The organism is Sunxiuqinia dokdonensis (assembly GCF_001270965.1).
In the GTDB taxonomy this organism is placed as follows: domain Bacteria; phylum Bacteroidota; class Bacteroidia; order Bacteroidales; family Prolixibacteraceae; genus Sunxiuqinia; species Sunxiuqinia dokdonensis.
The window spans coordinates 1-22,982 of sequence record NZ_LGIA01000062.1; the positions used below are offsets into that span (position 1 = coordinate 1).

Consider the following 22,982-nt stretch of genomic DNA (forward strand, 5'->3'; position numbering starts at 1 on the left):
TTCATAAGGATTAACTAATTCAACAGATGTTTATAACTTGGATTGATTAAATCCGGCAAATATGCTGCAATCAAATCAAGGGCTTGCTCTTCTGATACTTCATTTGGCGTGAGGATTTTCTGGCGACCCAGTTCCTCCGAATTGATCACCCGGTTAATAATTTCCTGTGGAATTTCGCTGTACTCAGCTTTGACCATTGATGCGCCGAATCCTTTTTTGCAGCACACATAAGATACCTCAAAATGCTCAGCCCGCACCACGTAGTTTTTTGATCGCTTGGTTTCATGCAGCGTAATAACGATCGGAGCTTCTTGGTTATCGTAAGATAACACCCAGGCTTTGTCTGCCTTTGCTGACAGGTCTTGGTTACTGACGGCTACGATGTCATAATCACTAAATGAACGATCGGTTGCTGTTGCCTGGACTGCAAACGTTGCCAGACAAAACACAAAAATGGTAACTCCTGTAATAATTTTGTTTTTCATGACTTTGGATTTAATCGTTAAAAAAATGTTTCTGTTTTGGGCGCTCAATACCGCCCTCTTGTTTTCTGCTTGTTTACCTAATAGACGAGGGACAAATTGAAAAATTACACCTCTGAAAGGGCAAATCATGCGGGTTTCGACAAACACCCTTATTTAAGGGATGAACGATCTCATCCGGTCAACGAAAACAGGATTTTATTTTTCTGAAAATCGACCTGTGGCGATAAATTATCGGATGCTGTCAGCAAATAATCGACCTGTGACAGTAAATTATCGGATGCTGTCAGAAAATAATCGACCTGTGACGGTAAAATATTGGATGCTGTCAGCAAATTATCGACCTGTGACGATAAATTATTTGATGCTGTCAGCAAATTATCGACATGTGACGGTAAATTATTGGATGCTGTCAGCAAATTATCGACCTGTGTCAGCAAATTATTTGATGCTGACCGTTGCTGATACTACCAGAGAAATGGATGATTCTGGTTGCTGATACTAAAGCTTCCACCAACTTTAAATCTGTCGGAAATCTTGTATTGTAAAAACATGGAAGCCCCGCGAATACTCATATCCTGAAGGGATGGATTGGCAGGTAGCGGGTTGAAAATTGAATTACCAACAAAACTATTTCCGCCAAGCATAAACTTGTCGCTTAACTTATAGTGCGCCTGGCTGGTGATTCCCAACGAATGGACAAAGGGATGAAAATAAGGGAAATGATGATTTGAAAGGGTCAGGCTGTTGTCGGATGAAAACGAGCTGAAATCGATGACCAGATCGGGTTGCCAGTTAAAATCGAAAGATGTCAAATTTGGCTGCTCAATGGACAATTCACCAAAGGTAGAATTGGGCAGGAAGTTGAACAATTCACGGTAGATATAATCAAATTCAGGATTCACGGTACTTGTCTTGGCCGAATCGGATTGAGCAAATACCGTAAATCCTGAAAGAAAAAAAAAGATCGAAATAATAAGTGTTTTCATTTTTAAAAAAGATCTTCAACAAAAGTAGAAAAGCTTTGTGAGATCAAAAAACATGTCGCCCCAACTAGAGCAGTTTAATTCCAAGGCTGATAACAAAGCTCTTGCTTTTACTTTCCAAATCCGGACCACTGTACAATTCGCCAGAGCTGTTCTCCATACGAACATCGAGGGTAAACATCATAAAATCGGCCCCAACGCCATACTGCCAACCGAAAAAGTTATCCTCAATATAATCGCGGTTAAATGTAGTTCCTTCGTTCAATTCCTTATCCGTCACGAACGAAAAAACAGGCCCCGCGTTGGCTCGAACGCCCAATGGGCCTTTTTTGATGATGTGAACACCCAATAAAACGGGCACATCAACAGTCTTCAGATCAAACGAGCTGACCACACCGGAAGTGCTTTTCAATTCTCCACCTTTGGTGTTAAAGTACCCTTCGGGTTGAACGTAGATATTACCGAGATTGACCCGTACAAAAGCACCGGCGTGAAATTTGCTGATACTTTCCTCGTTGTATTCGTCCAGGTTTGAAGTGAGTTTCGCACTATTAATTCCTCCCTTTAACCCCAGGTTTATTGGAGATTGTGCTGTTGCAGGCAACAGAAATGACGTGAATAGTAAAATGATTGCAATTCTTTTCATGACATAAAATTTTAGTTCAAAATTAATAACGGCACATGATGTTAATAATTGTTCTTTATCCTTTTCTTTTGAAAACTACGGCATGATATTAAAAGTATTGCAGGCATTTTGTCATTAAAATGTGCACTGCATCGCTTAGAACACCAAATCACAGGCCTCAGGCGGCATCCAATGTTTGTCTTTTCCCTCCCACTTCACATTACAACCAATCGGATTGGTCACCGGAACCGAAATCATTTTACCTGAAGTCAACTCTTCAAGCGCCCGATCCAGATCATTAACTGTAATTTTGGAAGCGTCTCTCGGCGAATCCACTCCCCGACCTGTATAAACCAAACGCCGTTGGCTATCAAAAACATAGAAATGAGGAGTTCTCAAGGCGCCATACTTTTCAGCAATTTCCTGGCTTTCGTCTCGCAAATAAACCCAGGGAAACTGGTGTGTTTTCATTCGTTCAACCATGTGTGTAAAGTCGTCTTCCTGATAAGTGTTTTCGCTATTTGAGTTGATTCCGACAAATTGAACGCCTTGATCTTTAAATTTTTCCGCTGTCAACCGGGTTATTTCATCACTGCCAACAACATACGGACAATGATTGCAAGTAAAAAAAATGACCAGAAATTTCGCAGCATCAAAATCCGCCAATGTGTAGTTTTTTCCGTCCGTTGCCGGCAGGTTAAAATCAAGGGCCCGTGAGCCAATTCCCAATGTAAAACTCATAATAATAATCTTTAACTGTTCTTCTACTATGATGTAACAAGCACTCGCTAAAACTTGTTGGTAAAAATGAAGAGAATTATTATACGCCAACAAAACAGTAAAAATCTGGAACATTTTTCAGAAAAGCCATGTTTTGTAATAAAAACAGCCAAGGGCATTTGGAAAATCGAAATATTTTTTTGTAGTTTACCGAGACAATACCCAACGGTAATTGTAAAGTAGTAAGTTATTAATTATTAGATCTGTAAAATTAAAATGAAATCGAAAAGCAGCTCCGCAAAGAAACAAAATCATGCCGATTTTGAAGACCTTGATTCCAGGAGCAAATCACCAAAAAGTGTAAAAAAAGAACGAGGCTCAAAACGCCGCCTGTCTATTTATGATGAATTTGATGATGAAATTGATTTTAATGACTTTAATTCAGACGACGACTTATACGAATAACCGGCAATCACATCCAAATCAAGCATTTTAGTTAATCACATTGAGCTTTTTTCTATTCAGAAAAGCTTTTAGGTTTCCGATTGCAATGTCCATTAGGCGCTGACGAGCTTCTCTTGTTGCCCAGGCAATGTGTGGCGTGATGTGGCAATTTTTGGCTTGCAGGAGTGGATTATTTGCTGCAGGCGGTTCGGTAGAAAGAACATCAAGTCCGGCAGCGGCAATTTGCCCGGCATTTAATGCATCGGCCAGATCCTGCTCATTGATCAGTGGTCCGCGGCCGGTGTTGATTAAAATGGCATTTGGCTTCATTAAATCCAACTTGCATTTGTTGATAAAGCCAGCGTTCGAATCCGTGAGCGGACAGTTTAAACTCACCACATCGGATTGTTGGAGCAATGAATCGAGATCACATGGCGTGAAACCCGCAGGGACATCTGATTTGACGGATCGATTCTGAAACAGGATTTTCATACCCATCGCCTGCCCTATTTCTGCCACCTTTCTTCCAATTTGTCCAAAACCGATGATGCCCAGCGTTTTTCCGCTCAACTCAACTTGAGGCGACACGCTAAAAGAAAAGTTTTTTGATTTGACCCAGTCTCCCTGGCTTACCGCTTCAGCATGTAGATGTACCTGGTTCACAATGTGCAACAAATGGGCAAAAACCATTTGTGCAACAGAATCGGTACTGTAAGCTGGAATATTCGTAACCACAATACCTGCTTTGGCAGCGGCTTCCAAATCAATGACATTATAACCGGTGGCCAGAACACCGATGTATTTCATGGTGGGACAGGATTTGAAAATCTCTGCATCAAGCACCACTTTATTGCTGAATACAATTTCAGCATCGCCAATCCGCTCAATCCGAAGATGTTCCGGTGTATTGTCATAAATATCGCAGGGGGCGATTGCTTTCAATGCATCCCAGCTCAGATCGCCGGGATTCAAGGTGTATCCATCTAAGACAACTATTTTCATGTGTTTCGGTTTTTTTTTGAATTGCGTCGAAATTAGTCAAAATGAAACAAAAATCGAATTCGGCAGCCAGATCTTTAAAACTGAGCGAGGCTGCTTTGATAAACAAAACAGCCTCACGCATTTTTTTCTTTCCAAGAAACGCTTACAAATCCAGCAGTAATTCTTCGGGATTGGCTCCATCATTTAACAAACGCTCCGGATTTTCAATCAATTCCTTCACTTTCACCAAAAAGCCAACGGAATCTTTACCATCGATAATACGATGATCGTACGAAAGCGCGACATACATCATGGGGCGTATTTCGACTTTGCCATTAACAGCAACCGGGCGTTCCAATATGTTGTGCATGCCTAAAATAGCCGATTGCGGCGGGTTAATGATCGGGGTTGACAACAAAGAACCAAAAGTTCCGCCATTGGTAATCGTAAACGTACCACCTGTCAGTTCTTCCACCGATATTTTTTTATTGCGTGCTTTTTCAGCCAAATCCTTCAGGTCTTTTTCAATTTCCGCAACCGACTTACTTTCGGTATTGCGGATAATAGGCACCATCAAACCTTTCGGCGTTTGGACAGCAATGCCGACATCAACATATTGCGGACTCACAATTTCTTCACCATCGAGCATGGAATTGATTGCCGGGTGAAAATTCATGGCTACAGCCGCAGCTTTGGTGAAAAATCCCATGAATCCAAGCTTGAAATCATGCTTCTCGATGAACCTGTTCTGATGTTTTTTGCGTAGCTCCATCACCCGGCTCATGTCTATTTCGTTGAAGGTGGTCAACATCGCTGTGTCGTTTTTAACAGCCACAAGCCGATGACTCAACTTGCGTCGCAGGGAACTCATTTTCTCCCTATCTTCCTCGCGCGAAAAGGTTCTTTTGGCAGCTGGAGCGGCCGTAGCTTTCGGCAAATCCATCACCGCTTCGACTTCTTTTTTCGAAATCCGCTTCAACCCTTGAAGGATATCATCAACCGACAAGTTGTTTTCTTCCATCATTTTTTTAGCTACTGAAGTGATTTTGACATGCGCCTGGTCTTCTTTTTCCGTCGCCTTCCCCTGGGTATCTTTCGTCGACTCTTCTTCATTTTCCGGGCTCTTCGCAGGTTTTTCGTCTGCTTTTTTGTCTTCCTGCTTTTCGTCTCTTGGTTGTTCTTTTGCCTCTTCTTTTTTCTCATCCGGACGAACCGAAGTATCAATGGTACAAGCGACAGCACCTACTTCGAGCATGTCGCCTTCCTGTGCCTTGAAGCTCACTTTACCGGCCTCATCGGCAACAAGGGTCAACGTCGCCTTGTCCGATTCTATTTCCGCTATTTCATCGTCTTTGTCAACAACATCGCCATCTTCGACTAACCATTTTCCTAACTCAACTTCTGTTATTGATTCTCCTGGTGTTGGTACTTTTATTTCAATGATCATGATTCTTTTCTTATGCTTTTGCTAAAACTTCCGCATCAAATATTTGATCGAGTATTTTATTTAATCTCAAGGTGTGTTGTTTCATTAAACCACCTGCCGGGCTGCCACTTTCCGAGCGTGCTGCAACCTCAAAAGGTATCTCCTTCAGGTTTCTGGAGATAAAAGGCCAGGCTCCCATATTTGCTGGTTCGTCCTGTGCCCACACAATGCGTTCGGCCTTTTTGTATTTTTCCAGAATGGTGTTAATCTGATCGACCGGAAGCGGGTAAAGTTGCTCTAATCTAACAATTGCCGTGGAATTGTCAGCCGTATCCGCTCGTTTTTTCACCAGGTCGTAATACAATCGCCCCGAAGTAATCACCAGTTGCTTCACTTCATCCGGACTCACCTGTGTCTCGTCAATAATTCCCTGAAAGTGGCCACTCGCCAGTTCTTCCAAAGTAGAGGTGACCATGGGGTGACGCAGCAAACTTTTGGGCGTAAACACAATGAGCGGCACCCGCGTCTTCATTTTCATATGGCGCCGCAGCATGTGAAAGAAGTTGGCTGGCGTTGTTGGCTCCATAATTTGCATGTTATTGCTGGCAGCCTGAGCCAAAAAACGCTCAATTCGGGCGCTGGAGTGCTCCGGTCCCTGACCTTCGTAGCCATGTGGCAAAAAAAGTACGAGGTTATTCATCAGCCCCCACTTTTCGTTTGCCGACGTAATATATTGGTCAATAATTACCTGAGCCACATTGACAAAATCTCCAAACTGCGCTTCCCAAATTGTCAAAGCGTTGGGTTGTGCCATGGCGTAGCCATATTCAAAGCCCATGACTCCGTACTCCGAGAGCAGTGAATTGTAAATATGAAATGGTGCCTGATCCGGGGAAATATTTTTCAAGGGAAAATATTTTTCAACCCCATCTTCAACAACAAAGGCAGCATGACGATGAGCAAAGGTTCCTCGCTCGCTATCCTGTCCACTGATGCGCACCGGGTGTCCTTCGTCAACCAAAGTCCCATAAGCCAACAGTTCTGCCATACCCCAATCCAGCCGATCGTCCAGGATCATCTGCCGGCGATCTGACAATATCCGGTTGATTTTGTTGAAAAATTTCATCCCCGCGGGAACCGAATTAATTTTTTCGGCAATGGCGATCAGCCGCGATCGTTTTACGCCGGTTTTAATTGTTTCCGAAAAATCAACTTTATGAGGTTTTTCAAAGTGCTCGTATTCATTTACAAGAAACTGTTTAATTTTCAGTTTCTCAATCTCTTCGGAATCTTTGTATTTGGCATTCATCAACTGGTCAAAGGCTTTAATTTCCTTCTTTACTTCGTCCGAAGTCATGATTCCTTGCTTAATCAATTTTTCAGCATAGATATCACGTGGGTTTTTGTGGTTTGCAATCGCCTTATACAGCTGTGGCTGGGTAAAACGAGGCTCATCGCCCTCATTGTGTCCATACTTTCGGTAGCATAAAATATCAATGAACACATCGCTGTTAAATTTCTGCCTAAACTCCATGGCCAGTTTGATGGTGTAGATCAGTGACTCAACATCGTCCCCATTGACGTGAAATACGGGTGAACGAGTTACTTTCGCCACATCGGTACAATAGGTACTGGAGCGGGCATCGAGGTAATTGGTTGTAAAACCAACTTGGTTGTTAATCACCACATGAATGGTTCCTCCGGTTCGGTAGCCATTCAGCTGTGCCATTTGAATTACTTCATAAACAACGCCTTGCGCAGCAATCGCTGCATCGCCGTGAATGATAATGGGGGCCAGCTTGTCGTAATCGCCATCGTAAAGCGAATTAATACGCGAACGCGACATGCCTTCAACCAGCGGAGCAACCGCTTCCAGGTGCGAAGGATTCGGCATAAGGCTCAATTTTATCTTTTCTCCGTGATCCGAAGTCACCTCATTTTCAAAGCCAAGATGATATTTTACGTCCCCCAAAGCGATATCTTCTTCGTATTCGGTGCCATAAAATTCCTTGAAAATATATTCGTATGGCTTGTTCATGATGTTGGCCAGGATATTCAGCCGCCCACGATGTGCCATACCGATAACAAACTCACGGATTCCCAAATCGGCACCTTGCTCAATAATAGCATCCAGCGCCGGAATCAGTGATTCCGCACCTTCGAGCGAGAATCGCTTTTGGCCGACAAATTTTTTATGGATAAAGCTTTCGAATCCTACCGCCAGTTTTAAGTGGTAGAAAATATGTCGTTTCATTTCATCGGTGAACTCCTGCGAATTTTTCGAGCCTTCCATTTTTCCCTGAAGCCAGGCCAACACCTGTGGATCACGCACAAAAACATATTCAACGCCAATGGAGTTACAATAAGTTGCTTCGAGATGGGCAATAATGTCTTTGAGCTTTGCAGGGCCAATACCAATGTTGCTTCCGGCTTGGAAAACCTTTTCCAGGTCACTTTCCTCCAAACCAAAGTTTTCGATTGCCAAGGTTGGAGTGTAAGTCCGGCGCGATCGGACGGGATTCGTTTTTGTAAATAAATGGCCCCGCTGGCGATAGCCATGAATCAGATTAAGAATAGCGAACTCCTTATTAATGGGTTCATTCCATTTTATTTTTTGGGAAGTATAGTTTGCTCTTGCCAGTTCAAACCCTCTGAAAAAGTTCTTCCAGCTTTCTTCAACACTATCCGGATCATTCAAAAAGTCCTGATAAAGTTCTTCAACAGCAGCAATTTCTTGATTACCTACTTGCGAAAATTTGTCCATATGTTGATTTAATGGTTGTTTACGGTTTTGTAAAAATAGCTTTAAAAGCTTTGGTACATTAACAATTCATCTGTTTTTAATGTTTAGCAGACATTTTAAGTTTAAATGCAGCAGCAGCGCATTTTGACACCGACGGCTCAAAGGTCGCAAAGCGCGCGTTCCGGCTCCGGACGACCTGCTTTGCTGCCTGCAATTGTTCAGTTTAATTCTGAACAATACTTCTGAATGTCGATAAACACATTTTCGGCTATTTTGTTATTCTTTCAAACTTCCCGAAATGAAAAAAGCTGTACGTGTATTAATCGTTGTCTTTTTGTTTGGCATATTTGTTTACGTCATTGGCCCAAAGCCCGAGAAACCGGAATTCAATCCTGAACTGGAGGAATTGAATGTTTCGCTGGATAATTTGGACCAATTTATTCAGGTAAAAGAGGCCGATCTGCCTGTTAAGCCGGGCAATGAGTCGAAGGTGGTATGGCAAGATAACGAATTGAAATACAAAACGAAACATTGCCTGCTGTACTTGCATGGTTTTTCAGCCTCTGGTTTCGAAGGAGATCCAACACATGTGAACTTCGCCAGGCATTTTCAGGCCAACGCCTACATCCCGAGGCTGGCCTCGCATGGGCTTGATGTTCCGGATCCCTTGCTGGACATGACTCCTGACCGGTTGTACGAGTCGGCTAAAGAAGCTTTGCAGATTGCGAATTTACTGGGAGAAAAGGTAATCGTTATGGGGACATCGACCGGCGGGACGCTGGCCTTAAAGCTGGCTGCCGATTTTCCGGAACTGATGGCTGGCCTGATTTTGATGTCACCCAATATCCGAATCAACAATCCGGCGGCTTTTTTACTGTCAAAGCCTTGGGGGCTGCAAATCGCACGCCAGTCGAATGGTGGAATTTACCGCCAAACAAACGAAGATTTAAATGCTGAGGAATGTAATTACTGGAACTGTTTTTACCGCATGGAAGCCACGGTGTATCTACAACAACTGGTTGCAAGCACCATGCACGGAGAACTTTTCAGGAAGGTTGAAAAACCCCTATTTCTGGCCTATTACTATCAGGATGAAGAACATCAGGATGACGTCGTGCGGGTTGATGCCATGTTGAACATGTTCGATCAACTGGGCACTCCGGAAGCGCTGAAACGCAAGCAGGCGTTCAATGCCGGAACGCATGTGATTGGTAGTGGCATGTTCTCAAAAACCCGGGATGAAGTCGAACAGGCTTGTATTGACTTTGCGTCAGAGGTGCTGGAGATGAATCCTTCAAATTGACTTCACTCTAAATCTTTGATATTGATCCTTCGTAATACAAAACGTATTTAAGCCGCCCGTGCCTAGACTGAATTTTCGGTTTTCAAAAGCATAAAACTGGTAACCCAGAGGTTTTAAAAGCTGCATCATTTCTTCAGTAATACTTTCAATGAGCAGGACGGGATGATGCCGATTCAGCGTCTCGATCCCACCTTTTAATACCTCCAACTCATGGCCTTGAACATCGATTTTTACAAAGTAAAGATCCAATTGAAAATCGTCTAACTTGCGGACCTGGCACGTTATTTTTTCTATTGAGAGGTGTTTTTCGCGGAACTTCCAAAGTCTGTTTTTGAGCCAATCCTTGGCTTCGTTATAGTGAAAAGACGACAGCCCATCAAACATCCAACGTCGATAAAAAGGTACAAACAAGATCAGCTCTTCATTTTCAACGCCCAGTCCGCAATTGTGCAGCTCCAGGCGTCTTTTCGAAATGATTGGATTGCTTTTGAGCTTTTTGAAAACCCAGGGGTTCGGCTCAAAAGCGATGATTTTATTCGACAATCGCTTTTCGATCAACATGGACAGGATGGCTTCGCCCCGGTTTGCACCCACATCAACAAACACCTGGTTAGGCCGGGGATTAAATAATTTCAATGCATGGAAATCTTTTTCTGAAGGGGATCTAAATCCTTTTATCCATATAAATTTGAGATTGAAACGAAGATCGTGCAAAAATGGAAAAAGCGTTTGGACGGACCTTAGAATTTTTTTCATTCAATATAAACAGGCATTAGGTTGTTGTGCACTCCCAAAAATCAGCTTGATTTCGTCCTGTCAGGCCAGACAACCAATCAAGTCAAACTCAGTAGAATCGTTGATTTTTATCTGATAAAAATTGCCAATTTTAATCGCATCATTCTTTTCAACCAGCACTTCCCCATCCACTTCCGGTGAATCGTACTCCGTGCGACCAACAAAATAATCGGCCTCTTCGCGATCGATTAATACATTGAAAGTCTTTCCAACCTTTTCCACATTCAGTTTTTCTGAAATGCTTTGCTGAAGTGCCATCAATTCAGCCGCACGCTCCTGTTTCGTGTCCTCCGGAACATCGTCTTCATACATTTTAAATGCGTAGGTATCGTCTTCGTTCGAGTAGGCAAAAACGCCCATTCGATCAAACTTCTGCTCGGCTACAAAGGCTTTCAGCTCTTCAAAATCTTCCGCGGTTTCGCCGGGGTGCCCAACCAAAAACGTCGTGCGCAATGCAATTCCCGGCACTTCCTCACGGATTTTGTTGATCAACTTGATTGTTTCCTCCTTGGTGATTTTTCGACGCATCCGCCCCAGCATCCGATCGCTGATGTGTTGCAACGGCAGATCCAGGTAATTGGCCACATTGTCTCTCTCACGAATCACTTTCAACAGTTCTGTCGGAAATTTGGAGGGATACGCATAATGCAGCCGAATCCATTCCAGTCCCTGAATATCGGCCAGCCGGTCGATCAGCTCGGCCAACTTACTTTCGCCGTACATGTCAATCCCGTAGTACGACAAATCCTGCGCAATGATTAGCAGTTCTTTTGTTCCGCCGGCAACCAATGTTTGGGCCTCTTCAAGCAAACTCTCCATGCTGCGCGATTTATGGATTCCGGTGAATTGCGGAATCGCGCAAAATGAGCAATGCCTGTTGCAGCCTTCGCTAATCTTGAGGTAGGAAAAGTGGCTGGGTGTCGTTTTCAGCCGGTGGTACATCTTCTGCTCAAAGAAGTTGGCATTTAAATCCTGGATGATCTGCTTGTAGTCGAACTTGCCGTAAAACTTGTCAACCTCCGGAATTTCCTTCTCCAAATCTTCCTTATAACGTGCCGACAAACAGCCCATAACCAGCAATTTATCCAGCTTGCCGGCTTTACGGGCCTGGGCATGGCTCAAAATCGAATTGATGGACTCTTCCTTGGCATCCATGATAAAGCCACAGGTATTCAGAATGACAATGTTGGCATCGTCGTCTTCGCTGTCGTGCACGACTTTAAATCCATTCAAATCAAGCTGGTTGAGCAGCATTTCCGAATCAACCAAATTTTTGGAACACCCCAGGGTGCTTATATTAACTTTTCCTCGTTTCATCTTTATTTTCAATTTATGTTCTCAATTTCTCACCCTTTGTAACAAATAAAGCCCTGTGTGGTTTTTCCATTCGTCAGAGTGAGTCATTCCGAACTTGTTTCGGAATTGCCATGGAAGACAGATCCCGGAACAAGTCCGGGATGACATGAAGCGGCTGACCGAGCGTAGCCTACGAAAACAGCGATTCAACAAACTCTTTTCTTCTGAACACTTGTAAATCTTCCATCTTCTCCCCAATTCCGATGTATTTCACGGGAATTTTAAATTGGTCAGAAATGCCAATCACAACCCCGCCTTTGGCTGTTCCGTCCAACTTGGTTAAAGCTAAAGCAGAAACTTCGGTTGCTTTGGTGAATTGTTTGGCTTGTTCAAAAGCGTTTTGTCCGGTTGATCCATCCAAAATCAGCAAAACCTCGTGTGGTGCATCCGGCACTATTTTTTGCATCACATTTTTGATTTTGCTCAGCTCATTCATCAAGTTGATTTTGTTGTGCAAACGGCCCGCAGTATCAATAATGGCCACATCAGCTCCGGTCGCCTTGGCTGAAGCCAGGGTGTCGTAAGCCACCGAAGCAGGATCGGCTCCCATGCTTTGTTTCACCAGCGGGACATCGACGCGCTCGGCCCAAATTTGCAATTGGTCAATCGCAGCGGCACGAAAGGTATCGGCAGCTCCAAGCACCACTTTTTTGCCGTTCTTTTTGAAGTTGTAGGCCAGCTTGCCAATGGTGGTTGTTTTTCCAACGCCATTCACACCCACAACCATAATAACATAGGGCATATCGCTTGAAGGAAGCTCAAAATCGGCTTCATCATTGGTGTTATTTTCGTCGAGCAGTGCAGCAATCTCTTCTTTTAAAAGGGTATTGAGTTCGTCCACTCCAAAATATTTGTCTTTGGAAACGCGCTCTTCAATACGCCTGATGATCTTTAAAGTCGTGTCCACGCCAACATCAGAAGTAATCAATACTTCTTCCAGGTTATCAAGCACTTCATCGTCAACCTTCGACTTGCCAACAATGGCGCGTCCCAACTTTTTAAAAACACTTTCCTTGGTTTTCGAAAGGCCCTGATCCAGGCTTTCTTTTTTCGATTTTGTAAATGATCCGAATAGACCCATAGCTTTCTGAATTTGAGTGGCGCAATTTACAAAAATTGCCTGATAAAATTTAATTAAACCTGAGGTTGGAAGAAAGAGTTAACCAGAACAGGAAATCAAGATTTGCGCACCTGCCGAATTTTACCCTGCATGGCCCCTCTGCACCGGGAAAAAAGAGCCCGTGCCAATAGTTTCAGGCTTTGGAAGTTCAACACGTCAATCACCATTGGCTGTTCAATGCCGCCTTACGATTGGAAGTTTTGCCCGAAAAAAGCGCTGACAAGGACTGATGGACAGACAGATTCAGAAACAAGCCTGGAGTATCTCGATTGAGCGGTATACGGGGCTGAAAACAAAAAAGCTCCCATCGAACGATGGAAGCTTTTTTGCTAAGCAAATAAATATCTTTACTTTTTAAAATAGTCTTTAACCATTTCATTAGGAATAATATCTTCCTGAAATGTGTACGCTCCGGTTTTTTCAGACTTTACCATTTTAATTACTTTGGAATATCCTTTACCGGCACCTTTTTGCAATGATGCAACTGCTTTCTTTGCCATATCTCAAATTATTTAATTTCGCGGTGAACAGTTACTTTTTTCAAAACCGGGTTGTACTTTTTCAATTCCAAACGGTCAGGTGAATTTTTCCTGTTTTTGGTTGAAATGTACCGTGATGTTCCGGGCACACCACTGTCTTTGTGCTCGGTGCACTCTAAAATAACCTGTACCCTATTACCTTTTTTAGCCATTTTCTACGCTTTTAAATATTCGTTACGTATCCTTTTTCCTTAGCTTCTTTCAAGGCGGCAGTTAATCCTCTTTTATTAATTGTACGGATACCTGCAGCAGAAACTGTTAGCGAAATCCAACGGTCTTCCTCTGGAAGATAGAATTTCTTCTTGAACAAGTTCGGATAAAACCGACGCTTCGTTCTTCTTTTCGAGTGTGAAACATTGTTTCCCACCATCATTTTTTTTCCGGTAACTTGACAAACTTTTGACATTGTCTTATTTTTTATTCAGAATCACACATTTTTCAAACAGTTCGCAAAATAAGCGCTTTTTCTTGTAAAAATCAAATTGTTTCAGAAAAAAATCTGGGTTTTTTCAACAACCAGTTGTTTAAAAATAAAAAACGCTTGGAGCTTCTTTTTCAAAGGGATAACCAAGTGGGTTTCCCCGATGATTTTCGATGCCGCAAAGATAGTTTTTTTCATCATTGATGATTGAACCTATTTCTAAAAGAGAAGTTAATATCAAACCAGAACATTAAATCTTAATCAAATAAAATCATGGAAGAACAAATCAACCAAATGCCGCGCATTGGAGACATGGCTCCCGATTTTACGGCCGACACCACCTACGGACCACTGAGATTTTCAGAGTACAACAAAGGAAGTTGGGTAATTCTTTTTTCGCACCCGGCTGATTTTACGCCTGTTTGCACCACCGAAATGAGTGGATTTGCCATTCAAAGCGATGAATTTAAGGCATTAAATACCAAACTAATAGGCTTGAGTATTGACAGCATTCACGCCCATGTGGCTTGGGTGAACAATGTAAAAAAAAACAGTGGCGTCTTGTTCAACTTTCCAATTATTGCCGACATTGACATGAAAGTGTCGAAACTGTATGGCATGCTACAGCCGAACGAAAGTCAAACTGCAGCTGTCCGTGCAGTGTTTATTATCGATCCAACGGGCAAAGTCAGGCTGATGATGTATTACCCGCTGAACGTTGGGCGGAACATGAATGAAATACTCCGGGTTTTGAAAGCCTTGCAAACAGCCGACAAACATGGTGTGGCTCTTCCGCTAAACTGGGTTCCGGGAGAGCAAGTGATTGTTCCCCCGCCGAAAACAGTACCCGACATGGAGGAACGCGAAAAATCGAACTATGAAATGGTTGACTTTTATCTGGCCAAAAAGAATTTATAGCTAAAAACCAATTTGAAAATAAACAGGAGGTGCTGATTGTAGCGCCTCCTGTTTCATTTTATGGAAAAGTCCGCTATTTTAGAGGAAGTTTAAATTGACTTATGAATTCGACGCAAAGGCTCTATTACCCGACGATTTTAGGGGCAGCACATTTGGTTGTTTTATACATTTTCATTCAGACCGTGGTTGATTTCCCGCTGGCAATTTGGGACTATTACCATGGTACGGAGTATCTGTCGAATCCGATTAAAAAAATCGCGCTTTCGCTGGGCTCCATTTTGTTTATCCTCTATTTTGCCTACCGGAAAGCCGAAACCAAACTCAGCAAGCTGTTTCCGCTGAGACGGTTTAACGTACTTATTTTTATTCCGATCCTCACTTTTTTGGCAGCGGCGCACGTGTTTTTAGGCGAAATCAACCAGCGAATTGACCAGGTGTTTCCTCCCCCACCTTGGTTTTGGGAGCTTTTCGAAAGAATATTTGAAAATGATTTTGGGTTTTACGGTGCCGTTTTGAAAGTTGCCATTGTTGCACCCATTGTTGAAGAGTTGATATTTCGTGGCGTGATCATGCATGGCTTTATGCGCAACTATCCGAAGATCATTGCTATTTTCGTATCGGCCTTGTTCTTCGCCTTGTTTCACCTCAATCCATGGCAGTTTCCGGCTACCTTTTTGCTAGGCTTGCTGCTGGGCTGGGTCATGGTCATTACCCGAAATATTTTGGCCTGCATGATCGGGCACTCCATCAACAACTTGCTGGTGCTGTTGTCCATCGAATATTGGGATGAGATCACCCGGTTCTCTTTTTTCCTGCTTGAAAAAGAAGTGCAGCTCAACATCAGCTACCTGGTAGCCGGCATTAGTTTGGTGTTGATTGGTCTGCTGGCCACCTTTGCTACAAAACCACGACAACAAACGACTTAACGATGGATTACGCTTTAATTGTTTTGGGCGCCCTCTTTATGATTACGGGTATTTTGGGGGCTATTCTGCCGGTTCTTCCCGGCCCGCCATTGAGCTTTGTGGGACTGATTTTTTTGCACCTCACAGAGCGTTACCAATTTTCTACCAACTTTTTGATCATTTGGGGAGTTATCACGGTCGTTGTTTATTTGCTCGATTACCTGATTCCAGTTTGGGGCACCAAAAAATTTGGTGGAAGTAAACGCGGAGTATGGGGAAGCATCATTGGCCTGCTGCTGGGCATGTTTCTTTTCCCGCCATTCGGGATTGTTGTTGGTCCGTTCTTGGGTGCTGTACTGGGCGAACTCAGCAGTGGCAAGCAATCGCGCGAGGCATTTCGATCTGGCTTTGGATCTTTCCTTGGATTTTTGGTGGGAACCCTGCTCAAACTCATCGTCTCAGGCATGATGGCCTGGTATTTTGTTGCAGAAATGGTTTAGAGATTGAGGATTGATTGCTGATTCTCGATTCTGTATGCTTGACTCTACACTTCCATCTGAAAATTTCTACATTACAAGGAAAGGTTTCTGCTTAACGAGAAGCGCTTATTGCTTTGCACCGACTTTATTGTTTGGCGGATGCCCTCTGCGTCTATAGAAATTCCTACCTTTGTTTGATTTAAAACCATTGGATGTTTAAAACTAAAACGGATCTGGTCAAGTAAATAACCTGGGCATTCGCCGCTGGTTATCCCTCAATTAAACTCGGGCATGTACTTGCCGGAGTTATATTCACATCTCTATTCTAATAACCTGTTGGAGCCTGATGAGGAATTGTGTGTTCTTCAACCAAAGGTTTCAATCCTATAAATTTTCACAATCATGGATAACGATCATACATCTATTCACGAGTTTGACTTCGATTTAATATGCGAGTATTTTTCAACACTGGAGCGGCAAGGGCCGGGCAGCCCGGAAATGACACTAAAAGCTTTAAGTTTTATTCATGGGCTATCCGGCGAATCGCACATAGCTGACATTGGCTGTGGCACCGGGGGACAAACTATGGTGCTGGGCAAACACGCACCGGGACGAATTACCGGTGTCGATTTGTTTCCTCAGTTTATCGACTTATTTAACCACAATGCCAGCAAGCTAGACTTGCATGATCGCGTAAAAGGCGTGGTCGGTTCGATGGACAAGCTTCCTTTTGAAACGGAAGCCCTGGACCTGATTTGGTCGGAAGGCGCGATCTATAACATTGGTTTTGAGCGAGGTTTAAACGAATGGCGAAAATTCATAAAACCCGGCGGGTACATCGCTGTCACAGAAGCTTCGTGGTTCACCCAAAAGCGGCCTGATGAAATTGATGCCTTTTGGCAGGATGCGTATCCGGAGATTGACACCATTCCCAACAAATTGGGGCAAATGCAACATGCCGGCTATGTTCCTGCAGCCAGCTTTATTTTGCCTGAAAACTGCTGGATCGAACATTTTTACACGCCACAAGTTGCGGCTCAGGATGATTTTCAAAAGAAATATGCGGGAAATCAGACAGCCGAGGCGTTGATCGCGAACCAACGACATGAAGCACAGTTATACCATAAGTATAAAGCCTATTACGGCTATGTATTCTATATTGGAAAAAAACTGTAGGGATAAAAAAGAAGCCAAAACTGGCTTCTTTTTTTAACGTCGATACGAGCGGTTTTGCGATTTATTTCGATTGGCGAAAAATTCCTGCTTTCGCCTGCTCTTTTCCTTTTCAAAGGCCTTTTTTTCCTGGGCTGTCATCGGGCTGTCGGTTTGCGGGAAAGGATGCTCCGAAACCCGATCAATTTTCTGATTAATCAGTCGTTCAATGTCACGGATGTAGGCGTTTTCCTCTGGCTCGCATATTGAAATGGCTATGCCCTCGTCGCCTGCCCTGCCCGACCGGCCAATGCGGTGAACATAGGTTTCGGCCACATTCGGAATGTCGTAGTTAATCACGTACTTCAGCTTGTCAATATCGATTCCGCGTGCAGCAATATCGGTAGCCACCAGCACTCTGATTTCACGATCCTTGAATTTTGTCAGTGCTTTTTGCCGCTGGTTCTGAGCCTTATCGCCATGAATGGCAGCCGATTCAATTTTGTGCTTTTTTAGGTTACGTACAATTTTGTCGGCCCCGTGTTTGGTGCGCGCAAATAACAGCACCGGGTTCAACTTCTGATTTTTCAGAATATGAACGAGTAGGTCGTTTTTGTCGCTTTTGTTCGTGTAATACAAGTACTGACTAATGGTTTCGGCGGTGGATGACACCGGACTAACTTCCACTTTTTCAGGATTTCGTAAGATTTTTGATGAAAGCTCCACAATATTGTCAGGCATGGTAGCCGAAAAGAATAAGGACTGTCTCCGGGCTGGCAGCTTGGCAATAATCTTCTTAATATCATTGATAAACCCCATGTCGAGCATGCGGTCGGCTTCATCAAGAACAAAATACTCTATATGCTTCAGGCTGATAAAACCCTGATCCATCAAATCGAGCAGGCGGCCTGGCGTGGCCACCAAAATATCGATACCATTGCGCAGGGCGTTGGTTTGGGCACCTTGCTTCACCCCACCAAAAATTACTGTGTTTTTAATACCAGTGTACTTTCCGTAAGTCGACAAACTTTCCCCAATCTGGATCGCCAGTTCGCGTGTAGGTGTTATAATCAGCGACTTGATCATGCGTTGATGATTTCGCTGCCGCTGATCCTGAAACAGGTGTTGTAAAATCGGAATCGCGAAGGCCGCTGTTTTTCCGGTGCCGGTTTGAGCGCTTCCAAGTACGTCTTGTCGATTGAGTATGATGGGGATGGCTTTTTCTTGTATGGCAGTGGGGTGAGTGTAATTTTCTTCTTTTAAGGCCTTCAGAATTGGCTCGATAATTTCTAACTTTTCAAATGGTGTCATTCACTAATTTTTGTTCCCATCTACAAATAGTTCCTAAAAATGATGGGATGATAAATAAAGGACGCAAAGGTAGCATTTAAATTCAACATGGTAGTCGTACCCCTAAAATCGAAAATTTCACGCTGGTGTTTTTCATCTGACAACTTCCCAACTGGTATTTATAATGAATACTTGGTGTAGAAAAAGCACAACATCCGTGTACTCATCGCCACGTATAAAAGCAAGCATTCAAACTTAGCATCAGGCTATTTCAGTGCATCCCGACTGATTGAAAAACCGGACGCTCCATGGCATGGTTTTTTCAGCTCAGATTGAAAAAAAGACGGTTATGAACCAACACAAGCACTCAGAACCTGAAGATGAAAATAAAAACAGGCATCAATCTAACGATCAGCATCACAGGGGGTGTTCCGGTCAACAAAAAGACAAACAAGCCCATGAAAGCAGATATAAAAAATCCGATACGAAATCAGGAACAAAAAAGAAGCACCACCATCACGATTCCTCACCTGGTGGGAACAAGCAGCCCCACAGCACTCACAAAAAAAGAAACGACGGAGCGGAGAAAACGGACCACCACCATCATCATTCCCAAGAAGAAAAAAATGTAAATGGCGATCATCACGATCATGGTTCGCATGACCATTCCGGGCATCATGCGCACATGATCCAGGACTTCAAAAAACGGTTCTGGATATCGTTAGTCCTTAGCTTGCCGGTTCTCATGCTGTCGCCAATGATTCAGGATTTGCTTGGCTATGAGCTGACCATTGAAGCTTCCAACTATGTCTTGTTTGGCTTGTCATCCGTCATCTACTTTTATGGTGGATGGCCTTTTTTGGGCGGCTTGGCTGACGAGCTTAAAAAGAAACAACTTGGCATGATGACGCTGATTGCGGTGGCCATTACCATCGCCTGGGGCTACAGTTCGGCCACCACCTTTGGTCTGGAAGGAAAAACCTTCTTTTGGGAACTGGCTACCCTGATTGACGTCATGCTGCTGGGACACTGGATTGAGATGAAATCGGTGATGGGAGCTTCAAGATCGTTACAGCAGTTGGTTGCCCTGATGCCGTCGGAAGCCCACAGACTGAAAAATGGCGATACGGAAGACGTAACGGTCGATCAGCTTGAAAAAGGGGACTTGGTACTAGTTCGTCCGGGAGAAAAAATTCCGGTGGATGGAATTATCACCGAAGGGGAAAGCCACGTTAATCAGGCAATGGTCACCGGCGAATCACAGCCGGTCAAAAAATCGGCAGACGATCAGGTAATTGGAGGAACAATCAATGGCAACAGTTCGCTTAAGATCAAAGTAGAACAAGTTGGCGACGAGGCATACCTGAAAAAAGTCATTAACATGGTGAAGGATTCCCAAAAGAAGAAATCAAAAACGCAACACTTGGCCGACCGCATTGCATTTTGGCTGACGATTGTGGCCCTGACTGTTGGTTTTGGTACGCTGTCGGTTTGGCTGGCAGCGGGTGAGCCCTTTGCTTTTGCCCTTGAGCGCATGGCCAGCGTGATGGTCATTACCTGTCCACATGCATTGGGATTAGCAGTTCCTCTGGTGGTGGCCATTTCAACATCTGTATCGGCACAAAACGGCTTGCTGATCCGCAACCGGACTGCCTTTGAAAATTCGCGGAAAATTACCTTGATGGCCTTCGACAAAACCGGCACACTGACCAAAGGCAACTTTGGCGTGACACGCTTTCAGTCGGTGCAGAAAGAGTTTTCCGATCAGGAAATTTTGAAACTGGCCGGAGCCGTTGAAGCCGAATCGGAGCATCCCTTGGCAATCGGCATTCTCGATAAAGTGAAAGAAAAGGATATTGAACTTCCGGAAATCAAAAACTTCAACGCGCTCACAGGTAAAGGAATTGAAGCCGATGTTGGCGAACAAAAAGTAAAGGTAGTTAGTCCTGGCTTTCTAAAAGAAAACAATCTGGAGGTGCCTGATGGTGCCAATCAAAACGAGCAGGAAACAGTTGTCTTTCTCGTGGTTGATAACCAATTAGCAGGCTTTATCGCACTGGCCGACGAGATTCGCGAAGAATCGCAAGAGGCTGTAAAAATACTGAAAGAAAATCGAATGAAAATTTACATGATGACTGGAGACAACGAACAGGTGGCCAAAAGTGTCAGTGAAGAACTGGGATTGGATGGTTATTTTGCCGGCATTTTGCCTGATGAAAAGCTGGAGCAAGTGAAAAAATTTCAGCAACAAGGCGAGTTTGTGGCTATGACCGGCGATGGGATCAATGATGCGCCTGCATTGGCGACCGCTGATGTTGGTATCGCAGTGGGCTCGGGAACTGATGTTGCCGCCGAAACCGCCGACATCATTCTGGTAAACAGCAACCCAAAGGATATTGCTTCGCTCGTTCTTTTTGGCAAGAAAACGCACAAAAAGATGATTCAGAATTTTATTTGGGCAACAGCATACAATGTCGTAGCAATTCCGCTGGCCGCGGGTGTTTTGTACCAGTCGGGCATCCTGATTAACCCGGCGCTTGGGGCAGGTTTAATGAGTCTGAGTACCATCATTGTGGCTATTAATGCTCAGTTGCTGAAAAAGAAACTACAGCTTAGTCATTAACTGAAGGAAAGAATCCGACAACCGAAGCATGAAAAAAGCAGGTGTGCAGATTTGAATTCATTTGAAACAAAGACGAATTGAAAACTGTTGTAAGTTGAAAACAAAATAAACATATGGCGATTAAAAATTACAGACAAATAACGATTAATAATCATCAAAAAAAACAAAAATCATGAAGTATTACATTGATAAACTAACAGACTACACATTTGATGTGGCTGTAGAAAGAGTAACCGAAGAACTAAAGAAAGAAGGATTTGGCGTTTTATCTGAAATTAACATCCACGAAAAATTGAAAGAAAAGCTGGATGTCGATTTCCGGAAATATCGGATTTTGGGTGCCTGTAACCCACCGGCAGCTTATCAGGCCTTGCAAGCCGAGGACAAAATTGGCACCATGCTGCCCTGCAATGTCATTGTGCAGGAAACCAGCGACAACAAAGTTGAAGTGGCTGCAGTAAACCCAATGGCATCGATGATGGCCGTGGAGAACCCAGCGCTGGAATCGGTTGCTACGGACATCACGGAACGCCTGAAACGTGTCATTGCCGCTTTGTAGGATTGATCGTTAGAAGAAAATGGATAGAAAAGCTGATGTGTTGATCAAACCGCCAGCTTTTCTTTTTCCTTTTTCATCTTCAGAATTTTTGACGAATACTTGTTACGATACTCAACAGGTGATAGACCAGCCACTTTTTTAAAGACATCACGAAAAGCCTTTACATCAACATACCCCACATCATACATCACCTCGCTCACGGTTTTTACGCCTGACTCCAGTTCCTTTTTGGCGGCTTCCATTTTCACCCGCTGCATGTATTCAGCAATGGTGTTCGACGTTGCCCGCTTAAACCGACGTTCAAGTGTTCGTCGGCCAACGCGCACCTGCTGCGATAATTTTTCAACAGTGATTTTGTCCGAAAAATTTTGCTCAATAAACTCCTGCGCCTCTAAAACCACCTCGTCCTGGTGTGCTTTTTGCCCCATGAACACAGTAAACGGTGATTGGCTGCTCCGTTCAATGTCAATCATGAAGGCCTTGGAAGCCATCACCGCCAGTTCCCGGTCGCCATATTTTTCAATCAGGTACATCAACAGGTTCGTAAATGAATAAGCTCCGCCGCTTGTGTAAATGCCATCCGCCTCTGTTACAATCTTATGATCTTTCAAAATCACTTCCGGGAATTGCCGCTTGAATTCTTGTGCAAACTGCCAGTGAGTAGAACAGGGGCGGCCATTCAGCAGGCCGGTAGCTGCCAGGAAAAAGGAACCAATACACAAGCTCACCACTTCAGCGCCACGATGGTAGTGATTTACAATCCACGGAACCAACTGCGCGTTCATCCGAAGATTATGCTGTACGTCGCCATGGATGGCCGGAATAATAATCAAATCTGTTTGGCTGACTTCATTAATCAAAAGATTGGGATTAATCGTAAACAAGCCGTTGGTTTGGGTCATCGAGCGGGAAGCACCAACCAAATGCAAATTGAATAAGGGTTGACGGTTGGTCGCCTGCAAAAAATTATTGACCCACGAAAAAATCTGGTAGGTCCCTTCAATGTTCACCAGACTGTAGTGTCCATTGGGAACCAGGATTGATACATGTTTCATTGCTCTCGGGATTTATCTTTTAATGTCGTAATACGCCCTTTAAAATGACGGCATTACACC

General features: G+C 43.8%; 25 protein-coding genes. 9 read left to right on the top strand and 16 right to left on the bottom strand.

What is annotated here, in order from left to right; genetic code table 11:
* Positions 1–14 precede the first annotated feature (14 nt).
* From NC99_RS05825 to NC99_RS05845, 5 genes are all read right to left on the bottom strand, one after another.
* Entirely contained in the window at positions 15–485 is a 471-nt protein-coding gene (locus NC99_RS05825) for a hypothetical protein (protein ID WP_053180808.1), read from the bottom strand.
* Positions 486–655: 170 nt separating this feature from the next.
* On the bottom strand, positions 656–922 hold the full coding sequence (locus NC99_RS05830; RefSeq protein WP_053180810.1) for a hypothetical protein: 267 nt from the start codon (positions 920–922) through the stop codon (positions 656–658).
* Between the two features lie 27 nt (positions 923–949).
* Complete coding sequence (locus NC99_RS05835) at positions 950–1,471, bottom strand: CvpA family protein (protein ID WP_053180812.1); 522 nt, start codon at positions 1,469–1,471, stop codon at positions 950–952.
* 64 nt (positions 1,472–1,535) lie between these two features.
* Positions 1,536–2,114: a porin family protein gene (locus NC99_RS05840; protein ID WP_053180814.1), complete on the bottom strand. Its 579-nt coding sequence runs from the start codon at positions 2,112–2,114 to the stop codon at positions 1,536–1,538.
* Positions 2,115–2,249: 135 nt separating this feature from the next.
* Positions 2,250–2,834, bottom strand: coding sequence for a thioredoxin family protein (locus NC99_RS05845; protein WP_053180816.1), 585 nt, complete (start codon positions 2,832–2,834; stop codon positions 2,250–2,252).
* A gap of 255 nt (positions 2,835–3,089) precedes the next feature.
* On the opposite strand from NC99_RS05845, the gene NC99_RS05850 reads away from it, so the two are divergent.
* Positions 3,090–3,278, top strand: a complete 189-nt coding sequence (locus tag NC99_RS05850; protein ID WP_053180818.1) for a hypothetical protein — start codon at positions 3,090–3,092, stop codon at positions 3,276–3,278.
* A gap of 27 nt (positions 3,279–3,305) precedes the next feature.
* Here the strand turns inward: NC99_RS05850 and NC99_RS05855 are convergent, their stop codons facing one another.
* From NC99_RS05855 to NC99_RS05865, 3 genes are all read right to left on the bottom strand, one after another.
* Positions 3,306–4,259, bottom strand: coding sequence for a D-2-hydroxyacid dehydrogenase (locus NC99_RS05855; protein ID WP_053180820.1), 954 nt, complete (start codon positions 4,257–4,259; stop codon positions 3,306–3,308).
* Between the two features lie 142 nt (positions 4,260–4,401).
* A complete protein-coding gene (odhB, locus tag NC99_RS05860; protein ID WP_053180822.1) occupies positions 4,402–5,685 on the bottom strand; it encodes a 2-oxoglutarate dehydrogenase complex dihydrolipoyllysine-residue succinyltransferase in 1,284 nt (427 codons plus the stop codon).
* A 10-nt stretch (positions 5,686–5,695) separates the two neighbouring features.
* A complete protein-coding gene (locus NC99_RS05865; RefSeq protein WP_053180825.1) occupies positions 5,696–8,428 on the bottom strand; it encodes a 2-oxoglutarate dehydrogenase E1 component in 2,733 nt (910 codons plus the stop codon).
* A gap of 277 nt (positions 8,429–8,705) precedes the next feature.
* On the opposite strand from NC99_RS05865, the gene NC99_RS05870 reads away from it, so the two are divergent.
* On the top strand, positions 8,706–9,710 hold the full coding sequence (locus NC99_RS05870; RefSeq protein ID WP_053180827.1) for an alpha/beta hydrolase: 1,005 nt from the start codon (positions 8,706–8,708) through the stop codon (positions 9,708–9,710).
* Here the strand turns inward: NC99_RS05870 and NC99_RS05875 are convergent.
* The 6 genes from NC99_RS05875 to rpmB all read right to left on the bottom strand — a co-directional run bounded on the left by NC99_RS05875 (position 9,702) and on the right by rpmB (position 13,926).
* The gene (locus NC99_RS05875; RefSeq protein ID WP_162231155.1) at positions 9,702–10,346 is read right to left on the bottom strand and encodes an FkbM family methyltransferase; all 645 of its coding nucleotides are present in this window, start codon (positions 10,344–10,346) and stop codon (positions 9,702–9,704) included. The two genes, NC99_RS05870 and NC99_RS05875, sit on opposite strands and share 9 nt — an antisense overlap.
* A gap of 180 nt (positions 10,347–10,526) precedes the next feature.
* A complete protein-coding gene (rimO, locus tag NC99_RS05880; RefSeq protein WP_053180862.1) occupies positions 10,527–11,822 on the bottom strand; it encodes a 30S ribosomal protein S12 methylthiotransferase RimO in 1,296 nt (431 codons plus the stop codon).
* 169 nt (positions 11,823–11,991) lie between these two features.
* Complete coding sequence (gene ftsY / locus NC99_RS05885; protein ID WP_053180831.1) at positions 11,992–12,942, bottom strand: signal recognition particle-docking protein FtsY; 951 nt, start codon at positions 12,940–12,942, stop codon at positions 11,992–11,994.
* Positions 12,943–13,328: 386 nt separating this feature from the next.
* Complete coding sequence (locus NC99_RS21590) at positions 13,329–13,481, bottom strand: DUF4295 domain-containing protein (protein ID WP_082326333.1); 153 nt, start codon at positions 13,479–13,481, stop codon at positions 13,329–13,331.
* An 8-nt stretch (positions 13,482–13,489) separates the two neighbouring features.
* Entirely contained in the window at positions 13,490–13,672 is a 183-nt protein-coding gene (rpmG, locus tag NC99_RS05895) for a 50S ribosomal protein L33 (RefSeq protein ID WP_053180834.1), read from the bottom strand.
* Positions 13,673–13,683: 11 nt separating this feature from the next.
* Positions 13,684–13,926: a 50S ribosomal protein L28 gene (gene rpmB, locus NC99_RS05900; protein WP_053180839.1), complete on the bottom strand. Its 243-nt coding sequence runs from the start codon at positions 13,924–13,926 to the stop codon at positions 13,684–13,686.
* 288 nt (positions 13,927–14,214) lie between these two features.
* On the opposite strand from rpmB, the gene NC99_RS05905 reads away from it, so the two are divergent.
* The 4 genes from NC99_RS05905 to NC99_RS05920 all read left to right on the top strand — a co-directional run bounded on the left by NC99_RS05905 (position 14,215) and on the right by NC99_RS05920 (position 17,419).
* Positions 14,215–14,859: a peroxiredoxin gene (locus tag NC99_RS05905; RefSeq protein WP_053180842.1), complete on the top strand. Its 645-nt coding sequence runs from the start codon at positions 14,215–14,217 to the stop codon at positions 14,857–14,859.
* A 101-nt stretch (positions 14,860–14,960) separates the two neighbouring features.
* Positions 14,961–15,785, top strand: a complete 825-nt coding sequence (locus NC99_RS05910; RefSeq protein ID WP_053180845.1) for a CPBP family intramembrane glutamic endopeptidase — start codon at positions 14,961–14,963, stop codon at positions 15,783–15,785.
* 2 nt (positions 15,786–15,787) lie between these two features.
* Positions 15,788–16,264 carry a DUF456 domain-containing protein gene (locus tag NC99_RS05915; protein ID WP_053180847.1) on the top strand — a complete coding sequence of 159 codons (477 nt, stop codon included), beginning with the start codon at positions 15,788–15,790 and terminating at the stop codon, positions 16,262–16,264.
* Between the two features lie 381 nt (positions 16,265–16,645).
* Positions 16,646–17,419: a class I SAM-dependent methyltransferase gene (locus NC99_RS05920; protein WP_053180849.1), complete on the top strand. Its 774-nt coding sequence runs from the start codon at positions 16,646–16,648 to the stop codon at positions 17,417–17,419.
* A 33-nt stretch (positions 17,420–17,452) separates the two neighbouring features.
* Here the strand turns inward: NC99_RS05920 and NC99_RS05925 are convergent, their stop codons facing one another.
* Positions 17,453–18,706, bottom strand: a complete 1,254-nt coding sequence (locus NC99_RS05925; RefSeq protein WP_053180854.1) for a DEAD/DEAH box helicase — start codon at positions 18,704–18,706, stop codon at positions 17,453–17,455.
* Between the two features lie 359 nt (positions 18,707–19,065).
* Between NC99_RS05925 and NC99_RS22440 the strand changes: the two genes are divergently transcribed.
* From NC99_RS22440 to NC99_RS05935, 3 genes are all read left to right on the top strand, one after another.
* Positions 19,066–19,317, top strand: a complete 252-nt coding sequence (locus tag NC99_RS22440; RefSeq protein ID WP_239684418.1) for a hypothetical protein — start codon at positions 19,066–19,068, stop codon at positions 19,315–19,317.
* 125 nt (positions 19,318–19,442) lie between these two features.
* Positions 19,443–21,308, top strand: a complete 1,866-nt coding sequence (locus tag NC99_RS05930; protein WP_239684419.1) for a copper-translocating P-type ATPase — start codon at positions 19,443–19,445, stop codon at positions 21,306–21,308.
* Between the two features lie 172 nt (positions 21,309–21,480).
* Positions 21,481–21,867 carry a DUF302 domain-containing protein gene (locus NC99_RS05935; RefSeq protein ID WP_053180856.1) on the top strand — a complete coding sequence of 129 codons (387 nt, stop codon included), beginning with the start codon at positions 21,481–21,483 and terminating at the stop codon, positions 21,865–21,867.
* A 44-nt stretch (positions 21,868–21,911) separates the two neighbouring features.
* Here NC99_RS05935 and NC99_RS05940 read toward each other — a convergent pair whose 3' ends face one another.
* Entirely contained in the window at positions 21,912–22,922 is a 1,011-nt protein-coding gene (locus NC99_RS05940) for a GlxA family transcriptional regulator (protein ID WP_053180859.1), read from the bottom strand.
* Between the last annotated feature and the right edge of the window lie 60 nt (positions 22,923–22,982).